At 27.0% G+C, this 9,859-nt stretch carries 10 protein-coding genes and 1 tRNA gene; 9 read left to right on the forward strand and 2 right to left on the reverse strand.

Annotation, left to right across the window (positions count from 1 at the left end; genetic code table 11):
• A partial coding sequence (locus KGF50_RS17945; RefSeq protein ID WP_227849328.1) for an aminopeptidase P family protein occupies window positions 1-1,027 on the forward strand: 1,027 nt, incomplete at its 5' end.
• A gap of 55 nt (window positions 1,028-1,082) precedes the next feature.
• The gene (locus KGF50_RS17950) at window positions 1,083-2,261 is read left to right on the forward strand and encodes a PatB family C-S lyase (RefSeq protein WP_227849330.1); all 1,179 of its coding nucleotides are present in this window, start codon (window positions 1,083-1,085) and stop codon (window positions 2,259-2,261) included.
• A 154-nt stretch (window positions 2,262-2,415) separates the two neighbouring features.
• Here the strand turns inward: KGF50_RS17950 and KGF50_RS17955 are convergent, their stop codons facing one another.
• Window positions 2,416-3,471 carry an FAD:protein FMN transferase gene (locus KGF50_RS17955; protein WP_227849332.1) on the reverse strand — a complete coding sequence of 352 codons (1,056 nt, stop codon included), beginning with the start codon at window positions 3,469-3,471 and terminating at the stop codon, window positions 2,416-2,418.
• 66 nt (window positions 3,472-3,537) lie between these two features.
• Between KGF50_RS17955 and KGF50_RS17960 the strand changes: the two genes are divergently transcribed.
• From KGF50_RS17960 to KGF50_RS17980, 5 genes are all read left to right on the forward strand, one after another.
• Entirely contained in the window at window positions 3,538-3,909 is a 372-nt protein-coding gene (locus KGF50_RS17960) for a NusG domain II-containing protein (RefSeq protein WP_227828187.1), read from the forward strand.
• A 40-nt stretch (window positions 3,910-3,949) separates the two neighbouring features.
• Window positions 3,950-4,624: a uracil-DNA glycosylase gene (locus tag KGF50_RS17965; protein WP_227432554.1), complete on the forward strand. Its 675-nt coding sequence runs from the start codon at window positions 3,950-3,952 to the stop codon at window positions 4,622-4,624.
• 241 nt (window positions 4,625-4,865) lie between these two features.
• Window positions 4,866-5,705, forward strand: a complete 840-nt coding sequence (locus tag KGF50_RS17970) for a 3D domain-containing protein (protein ID WP_227849334.1) — start codon at window positions 4,866-4,868, stop codon at window positions 5,703-5,705.
• A gap of 257 nt (window positions 5,706-5,962) precedes the next feature.
• Window positions 5,963-6,059, forward strand: a tRNA-Sec gene (locus KGF50_RS17975).
• A gap of 156 nt (window positions 6,060-6,215) precedes the next feature.
• Complete coding sequence (locus tag KGF50_RS17980) at window positions 6,216-6,920, forward strand: ThiF family adenylyltransferase (RefSeq protein WP_227849336.1); 705 nt, start codon at window positions 6,216-6,218, stop codon at window positions 6,918-6,920.
• Window positions 6,921-7,049: 129 nt separating this feature from the next.
• On the opposite strand, the gene KGF50_RS17985 is transcribed toward KGF50_RS17980, so the two are convergent.
• The gene (locus KGF50_RS17985) at window positions 7,050-7,886 is read right to left on the reverse strand and encodes a ComEC/Rec2 family competence protein (RefSeq protein WP_227849337.1); all 837 of its coding nucleotides are present in this window, start codon (window positions 7,884-7,886) and stop codon (window positions 7,050-7,052) included.
• A 186-nt stretch (window positions 7,887-8,072) separates the two neighbouring features.
• On the opposite strand from KGF50_RS17985, the gene KGF50_RS17990 reads away from it, so the two are divergent.
• Complete coding sequence (locus KGF50_RS17990) at window positions 8,073-8,978, forward strand: phosphatidylglycerol lysyltransferase domain-containing protein (protein ID WP_227849340.1); 906 nt, start codon at window positions 8,073-8,075, stop codon at window positions 8,976-8,978.
• Between the two features lie 8 nt (window positions 8,979-8,986).
• The coding region (eis, locus tag KGF50_RS17995; RefSeq protein ID WP_227849341.1) for a GNAT family N-acetyltransferase at window positions 8,987-9,859 on the forward strand (873 nt) is incomplete at its 3' end.

Consider the following 9,859-nt stretch of genomic DNA (forward strand, 5'->3'; position numbering starts at 1 on the left):
GTATAATATAGATGGAATTCTTATTAATAGTTCTACCAATAAGTTTTATATTGGAAATCTATTTAGTTCATCAGGATATGTTTTTATAACAAAAGATAAACAATATATAATAGTAGATTTTAGATACTTTGAAGAAGTTAAAAGAAAATCAGACTTATTTGATGTTATATTAATGGATAAAAATAGAATGTATTTTGATATAATTAATGATATTTGTAGAAATGAAAATATAAAAGAAATTGGTTTTGAAGGAAGTGAAGTATCTTTTGACTCATATAAAAGTATGAGTAACAAATTAAATGCAACTTTAAAATCAGTTGATTTATCTACTCTAAGAAAAGAGAAAGATGAAAATGAAATAAAACATATAAAAAAAGCTTGTGAAATAGTAGATGCTACATTTTATCATATAATTGACTTTATAAAAGTTGGTATGACTGAAAGACAAGTAGAAAATGAAATTGTAAAATTTATAAAAGAATTAGGTGGACAAAAAGAGTCATTTGACACTATAGTTGCATCTGGTTTGAGAGGAGCCTTACCTCATGGAAAAGCCAGTGAAAAAATTATAGAGTATGGAGATTTTGTTACATTTGATTTTGGAGCAAAGTATAATAATTATTGCTCAGATATTACTAGAACCATTTGTATGGGAACTACAAATAAAGAGTTAGAAAAAATATATAATATAGTAAAGAAAGCTAATGAAGAGTGTATAAAGGTTTTAAAGCCAGGTATGACTACTGGTGAAATAGATAAGGTTGCAAGAGATATAATTGGTTCATATGGATATGGTGATAATTTTGGTCACAATTTGGGGCATGGAGTAGGTATTATGGTTCATGAGTATCCAGCATTAGCTCCAGAATCAAATGAAGTATTAAAAGAGGGTATGATTGTAACTATAGAGCCTGGTATATATGTACCAGAACTTGGAGGAGTAAGAATTGAAGATGATGTACTTATAACTCAAGATGGGTGTATGAGACTTACTACATCTACCAAAGATTTAATAGTTGTAAATTAAAATAAATTATAACTAAGTATTTTTATAATAATAAGAAAAGACGAGGTAAATTTAAATGTATAATTTTGATGATAGACCAGATAGAGTAAGTGAAAAGTGTAGAAAGTGGGATTTAAACATTATAAGAGATAAATTTGGAGATATTAAAGAAGATTTTGTGCCAATGTGGATTGCTGATATGGATTTTAAAATACCAACAGAAATAGAAAATAAATTTATTGAAGCTGTAAAAAGAGGTGTATTTGGATATACATACTGTTATGATGAATTTTATGATTCAGTTATTGGGTGGCAAAAAGATATGCACAAGGTAAATGTAGAAAGAGAATGGATTACATTGACTTATGGAACTGTATCAACACTTCACTATGTAGTACAAGCTTTTTGTAAAAAAGGAGATAGTATAATATTAAATACACCAGTTTATGACCCATTTGAATCATCAGCTAAAAAGCAAGGTGTAAATGTAGTTTGCAATACATTAGATGTTATAAATGATAGATATTATATAAATTTTGATAGATTAGAATCTCAAATTAAAGAAAATAAACCTAAGCTAATGATGTTTTGCACACCACATAATCCATCAGGAAGAATTTGGTCAATTGAAGAAATGACAAAAGTAGCAACTATATGTAAAGAAAATAATGTTATTTTAGTTGCAGATGAAGTACATGCGGAGCATATTCATTATGGCGAATTTAATTCTATTCTTAAACTTGAAAGAGAACTTTTAGAAAATATTATCCTATTGACATCACCAAATAAAGGGTTTAATCTTGGAGGATTAAAGACTTCTTATTCAATAGTCATAAATAAGGATATAAGAGATACTTTTAGAAATAAATTAAAACAAAATTCTATAACTTCTCCTAATGTGTTTGGAATAATAGGATTAATAACAGCTTATGATGAGTGTAGAGAGTGGTTAAAGAATGTAAATGAATATATAAAATCAAATTATGAACTTTTAGAGACTTGGGTAAATAAATATGAGAAGATTAAACTAATGAAGATGGAATCATCTTATTTAGCTTGGATGGATATAAGTAATTTAGGACTAAGTGCAAGTGAATTTACAGATAGGTTAGCTATCAATACAGGGGTGTTAATAGAAGATGGAAGTCACTTTGTAAAAGATGGTGAAAACTATGTTAGGATAAATTTAGGAACTCAAAAAGAAAATGTAATTGAGGCCTTAAATAGAATGGATTTGTTTGTAAAGTCACTATAAAAAGTTAATGGTATATACATAAGTACGATTTGTTTTAGACTACTTAGTATATACCATATTTTATATAAAACTTAAATTTTTATTAGTTGTATGATAACTATTTAAATTCTTATGTATTTTGTATGTATATAGACATTGATATTATTTAAACTCATTATTTATTGAACTTTTCAATAGAAAAAGCCTTGTCTGTAAGTTTAAAATTATTTTGTATGCCATTAGTTAAATATACTTTTTTATCTTTGGTTATAAATATAGCATCTACATTATCAATACTATTAATTAAATCCATGCCTTTTTCAAGTCCAAGTCCAAATGTAGAAGTGGATAAAGCATCACAATTAATAGATTTATCAGAGATTATTGTAACACTACTTAAGTTGTTTTCGAAAGGGTATCCTGTAAATGGATTTAACATATGATGATATATTTTACCATTTTTTTCTATAAATCTCTCATAAATTCCAGATGTAACAACAGATTTATTTGTAGTTTCTATATTACCTATAGACTCTCCGTTTTTGCTAGTTGGGTCTTGAATACCAATTTTAAAAGGTTTGTTATTTTTGCTATCTTCTAGAGTAAATATATTACCTCCCAAGTTTACTAAAGCTTTTTTTACACCTTCTGATTTCAAATAGCCTACGATTTTATCAGCAGCATATCCTTTAGCTATTGCCCCTAAATCAATTTTCATATCTTCTTTAGCTAATTTTATAGATTTATTTTTTTCATCTAATATAATATTTTTGTAATCAATGAGAGGCAAAAGTTCATTTATTTCAGAGTCATTTGGGACTTTAGCCTTGTCTGTTCCAATTGCCCATAGATTGGATAGTGGACCAATTGTTATATCAAAGTATCCATTTGACAACTTAGAGTATTCTATAGCCTCTTGTACGACAAAAAATGTATCATCAGAAACTTTGACAAAATCTTTACCAGCATTATCATTTATTTTAGAAACATCGCTTCCTGGTATATGAGTACTCATCTTGTTATCAATATATCTTAAAATTGAATCACATTCATTTAAAATTTTATCACTTTTTGATTCTTTTGTATTAAATATAGTAACTTCATTTACTGTACCAAGGTAATAGCTTGTCTTACTATATTTAGTATTTTGACTTGAACTCCTAAAAAATGAAAATAAAATTAATGCTAAAATCAATATCACAAAAATAAATGTGATTTTTTTCTTATTCATGGTATATTCCTCCTATGAAATTGTGTTATTATCTTATTATAGCATAATTTCATAGGAGGACAAAAAATGAAGAAAAAAGACATTCTTCTTATTTTGGGTGTTTTGATTGTTATCACAGCATGTTATGGAATAATAACTGTTATAAATTCTAAAAATGCTGGAAGTATTGAAATTTATGTAGATAATAAATTGTATAAGACTGTTTCAATAAATGCCAAAGAAGAATTTAAAATAGAAAATAGAGGAGGGTACAATATAGTTAAAATTCACGACAAAGGTGTAGAGATAATAGATGCTTCATGCCCTGATAAAGTGTGTGTACATACAGGTTTTATAAACAAACCAAGTCAAAGTATAGTTTGTATACCTAACAGAGTAAGCATAAAAATAAATACTAATGAAAAAAATGACAATCAAGAGGACATAATTTCTAAATAAAACAATAAATAAAAATAGCTGAAAGGAATTGGTGATAACTATGGTTAATTTAGGAAACGATTGGAATGAATTATTAAAAGAAGAATTTGAAAAAGAATATTATTTAAATTTAAGAAAATTCCTTATAGATGAATATAAGACACGTCAAATTTTTCCTAATATGCATAACATATATGAAGCTTTAAAACACACTTCATATAAAGATACAAAAGTTTTAATACTAGGACAAGACCCCTACCATGGAGATAATCAAGCTCATGGTTTAGCTTTTTCAGTTCAACCACAAGTAAAAACTCCGCCATCTCTATTAAATATGTACAAAGAGTTAAAAGAAGATTTAGGATGCTTTATACCTAATAATGGATACTTAATGCCTTGGGCAGATCAGGGTGTATTACTTTTAAATACAGCACTTACTGTTAGAGCACATGAAGCTAATTCTCATAAAAATAAAGGGTGGGAAATTTTCACAGATAGAGTTATTTCCATTTTAAGTGACCGTGAAGACCCAGTAATTTTTGTATTGTGGGGAAGTAATGCACGTAAAAAAGTAGAATTGATTGATACGAGTAAGCATTATATTTTGGAAGCACCTCATCCAAGTCCATTATCAGCAAGTAAAGGTTTTTTTGGATGTAAGCACTTCTCTAAGATAAATGAAATTCTCGAAAAACTAGGAAAAGAACCTATCAATTGGCAGATAGAAAATATATAAAGATGAAAGGTAACAAAATGATAACAAAACAACAATAAACAATGACATTGTTGTAACTAATAGAAATATGCTTTAATAGTTGAAAATACTATGCATGCATATTTCTATTTTTTTGTCAAGTTGACAACTCTTGAAAAAATAGTTACAATTTAGTTACACAAAAAACAAAAAAGAAATTTACGAAGCAGAATATTACGAAGCAAAATATATAGTGTAAAAAATTTGAGGGAGGAAATTTTATATGAATTTAAAGAAATTGAGTAATGTTAAAGTCTCGGCAATGGCGGTTGTTTTATCAGTTGGAATTTTATCAGGATACTCTGCACTTAATAAACAAGTAACATTAGTAGTAAAAGGAGAAGAGAGAACTGTATCTACATTTAGCTCTAATGTAGGAGACCTTTTGGAAGCTCAAAACATTAGCTATGATGGAAATGATATAGTTAGTTTGGATGTAAATTCAAAGTTATCTAATGGAGATAAAATAGAAGTAATTGATGTTAAGGAAAAAACAGTTGTAGAGACTAAAGACATTCCATTTGAAGTTACAGTTGTTGAAGATAACTCTTTGTCAAAAGGAGATTCTAAAGTTAAAGAAGAAGGAAAATCTGGTAAAAGTGAATTAGTATATAAAGAAACTTATCACAATGGTAAGAAAGTAGAAAAGGAATTTGTGAAAAAAGTTGTTACATCTGAGCCAGTTAATAAAGTTGTAAATAAAGGAACAAAAGTAGAAATGCAAGTAGCTTCATCAAGGGGAGAAAGTTCAAGAAGGATGGCTTCATCTTCTTCAAGTAGTAGCAGTAGTAACAATGGTAGAAGTATGAGAGTTGTAGCAACTGCATATTCTGGTCATACTATAACTGCAACAGGAACAAAGCCTAAGTGGGGAACAATAGCTGTAGACCCTAAGGTTATACCATATGGAACGAAAGTATATATACCTCAATTTGATATGGTATTTACTGCTGAAGACTGTGGTGGTGCGATAAAAGGAAATAAAATTGATATATTTATGAATGATTCAAAGACAGTTTATAACTGGGGAAGAAAAACTATAGATATACGTATATTAAAATAATTAAATAATTTGTATTTATACTGGAAATTATATTTTGATTGAATAGAGGAAAAATTCTCTATAGATAATTAAAATATGGTTTCCAGTTTTTAATTTGATAAAGATAATTATAAATATGATAAAAATATATATAATTCTCAATTGCTATAGATAAAAACTATTTAAAATACAATCTACTATCAAATTAATCTATAAAAATTGTTGCAAAGAGTCAAAATATATGATATTATAGATTTCGTTGAGAAACGTTTCGTTATGGGAGTGGATGGGTGCCGGTGTGCCCTCTAGTCTTCAAAACTAGTATGAGGGGTTAAGAGCCTCTTAGGTGGGTTCGATTCCCACGCATTCCCGCCAGTATAAAAGGTATCTTTTAATATTAAAAGATACCTTTTTAAATTTAAAAATTATTTTAAGATAATTTACTTTTAGTGATATATAATATTTAGTATTATATAATGTAAATTTTCTAATACTAATATTATGTATATAAAAGTCTAGGAGAGTGGAAAAATGGAAAATAACTTTACAACGAGAACTAGCTTTCTAGTTGGAGATGATGGTATAGAAAAACTTAAAAATTCAAATGTAATAGTATTTGGAGTTGGAGGAGTAGGTAGTTTTACTGTTGAAGCTTTAGCAAGAGCTGGAGTGGGTAATCTCACTATTGTTGATTTTGATGATGTAGATATAACAAATATAAATAGACAAATACCAGCATTACATTCAACTGTGGGAAGATATAAAGTTGATGTTATGGAAGAAAGGATTTTAGATATAAATCCTAATATTAATATAAAAAAAATAAGAAATCTTTATAATAAAGATACTAGCAGTGAAATATTAATTGAAAAATATGATTATGTTGTGGATGCAATAGATATGGTAAGCTCAAAAATACATTTAATTGAAACATGTGAAAAAAAAGGTTTAAAAATAATAAGCTCTATGGGGATGGGAAATAAATTAGACCCAACTAAAATAGTTGTTACTGATATACACAAAACAAGTACTTGTCCTCTAGCTAAAGTCATGAGAAAAGAGCTTAGAGATAGAGGGATTAAAAAATTAAAGGTGGTATATTCAACTGAACAACCAATAGAACTTAAAAAGAAAGTTATGAATGGTAAAAAGGTAACACCAGGTAGTGTATCATTTGTACCATCTGTTGGAGGATTAGTAATTGCATCTGTAATAGTCAATGAATTATTAGGGTAATAAATGTTAAATATTTTATTTATAAATTTTATAGACATATTTTAAAGGCTAAAAGCATCAATATAAAACTATTTTATGTTGATACTTTTAGCCTAGTTCTGTTATGTAGTTACAGTTTTATTTCTTATGTTAAGAGTCTATTTTATATTTGTGTTTTGTAAATATCATTTTACCATCACTATAAAAAACAATATCACCTATTTTATCTGTCCTATAAATTGATATATTGTTTTGTTTTAAAGTATTGATAACTTCCTTATGAGGATGACCATATTGATTTTTATATCCACATGATATTGCGGCTATATCTGGATGAATTTTTTCAATAAATTCTGAAGTAGTTGATGAATTGCTTCCATGATGACCTATTTTTATAAAATTAATATTATCTAATTCAAAATAATGTAAAATTTCTTTTTCAATTAGTTCTTCAGCATCGCCCATAAATAAAAATGAGGTATCATTAAAGTTTAATTTAAAAACTATTGAATTTAAATTAGATTCTTCTTGTATATATGAAGGACTTAATACATATATATTTATATTGTTATCGATATTTAAAACATCATCTCTGTATAGATACTGAATAGATAGATTTTTATCATTACAAGAATTTATTATATTTTGATAAGCTTCACTTTCTGTTGATTGTTCAGGCATATAGATGGAGTTTACATTAAATTTTTTTATTACATTATCAAGACTTCCTATGTGGTCGGAATCTGGATGTGTAGCTATTATTATATCAATGGTTTTTATTCTTTTTTGTTTTAAGTAACTAATGACTATATTTTTACTATCTTCATCACCTCCATCAATCAATATATTTTTATTTGTAGGTGTTTGTACTAAAATACTATCACCTTGTCCAACATCTATCATATGTATAGATAGTAGAGATTTTTTGTCACATCCACTTAAAAGTGATATTATAATAAGTATTAATAAAAAAATTTTATTTCTCAATAAAAAATCACTCCAGTCATTACATGTTTATATAATTTTATGATGGGTAATATAAGATATATGGGAACTATCCTATTTTATATTTTAGACAATATAAGTGAAATTAATACCATAACTAAATTGGAGTTTTTATAGATACAAAATAAAATTTTAAAAAATTAAGCAATAAAAAGGTAGGAGGATTTTATGTTTTTCAAAGATATTGAACTAAGTTCAAAAAAGGAGTTAGACCCTTATTTTGATTTAGTAGATTATGAAGCTTGTGAGTACTGTTTTAGTACTTTATATATGTGGCAACATGTTTATAAGACAGGATATTATATAGGTGAAGATTTTGCTGTTTTAGTTGGTGAATACGAAGGAGATAGTTTCTCAATATTACCACTTGCTAAAAAAGATAAACTTCCAGAAGTTGTAGATTTTGTACTTGAGTATTTCTCTCATAACAACAAAAAAATATATTTAAGAGGTATTACTACTGAAGTGGTAGAGTTTCTAAAAGAAAAATATCCAAATAGATTTGAGTATATAGAAGAAAGAGATTTATTTGACTATGTCTATGATGCAGAAAGTTTAAGAACATTAGCTGGTAAAAAGAATCAAAAGAAGAGAAATCATATAAATTATTTCTTAAAAGAATATGCAGGTAGATATGAATCAAGATTATTAGATAAAGAAAACTTCAATGAATGTTTAGTATTAATGAAAGAATGGGAAAGTAACAAAGAAGAAAATAACGAATTTGATGAAAGTATGGATGATGAATTAGTTGGTATCAAAAAGATATTTAATAATTACGATATTTTAAAAGATAAAGTAAAAGTGTTTGGTGTATATGTGGATGGAAAATTAGAAGCATTTAGTATAGGTGAGCTTTTAAATAAAAACATGGCATTAATTCATATAGAAAAAGCAAATCCTGATATAAGAGGTTTATATCCATTTATAAACCAACAATTTTTAGTAAGTGAATTTAAAGATGTTGAATTTGTGAATAGAGAAGAAGATTTAGGTATTGAAGGTCTTAGAAAAGCTAAACTTTCTTACCATCCTTGTAGATTTGTTGAAAAGTACAGTGTTAGGGAGGCTTAATAAACCATATGGAGATTAGGTATGCTAAAGAAGAAGAAATAGAGAGTATAAAAGAAATATGGAGCTATTGCTTTAATGACAGTGAAAGTTTTATGAAATACTATTTTAATGATAAATATAAATATGAAAATACTGTAATAGCTTTAGATGAAGGAAAAATTGTTTCCTCTCTTCAGCTAAACCAGTATAAGTTAAGCTTAAATACTAAGGTATACAATACATCGTATGTAGTAGGGGTTTCTACACTTCCTGAGGGGAGAGGAACTGGCTATATGAGTAAAGTTATTAAATTTACTTTAAATGAATTGTATAAGAAAGGACAAGTAGTATCTATATTAATGCCAATTGACTATAGGCTTTATAGAAGATTTGGATATGAGAACTGCTATGACCAAATTGAATATACTATTAAAACAGATGATTTAAAAAATTTCAAGTCAAATGGAAAAATGACAAAAGCTAATGCATCACAAATTGATGCTTTAATTGAAATAGATAAAGCATTTTTAAATGAGGTTAATGGTAATGTGTTAAAAGATGAACATTATTATGAAAACTTATTTAAAGAAATTCAAAGTGAAGATGGACATCTATATATCCATGAAGGTAATGAAAAAGATGGGTACATAGTTTATTTTCTTCAAGGAGATAAAATGTTTGTCAGAGAGTTATTTTATAAAAACATAGATGCCCTTAAATCAATGCTTAAATTTATATATAATCACAATACCCAATGTAAGATAGCTACTATAGCTACTCCTACAATAGATAAGATAAGGTTTATATTAGACAACCCTAAAGACTGTGAGATAAAAATAAAACCTTTTATGATGGGAAGAGTTATAAATGTAAAGCAATTTATTGAAGATATAGATATAGAT

Source organism: Clostridioides sp. ZZV15-6598 (genome assembly GCF_020657705.1).
GTDB classification, from domain to species: domain Bacteria; phylum Bacillota; class Clostridia; order Peptostreptococcales; family Peptostreptococcaceae; genus Clostridioides; species Clostridioides difficile_F.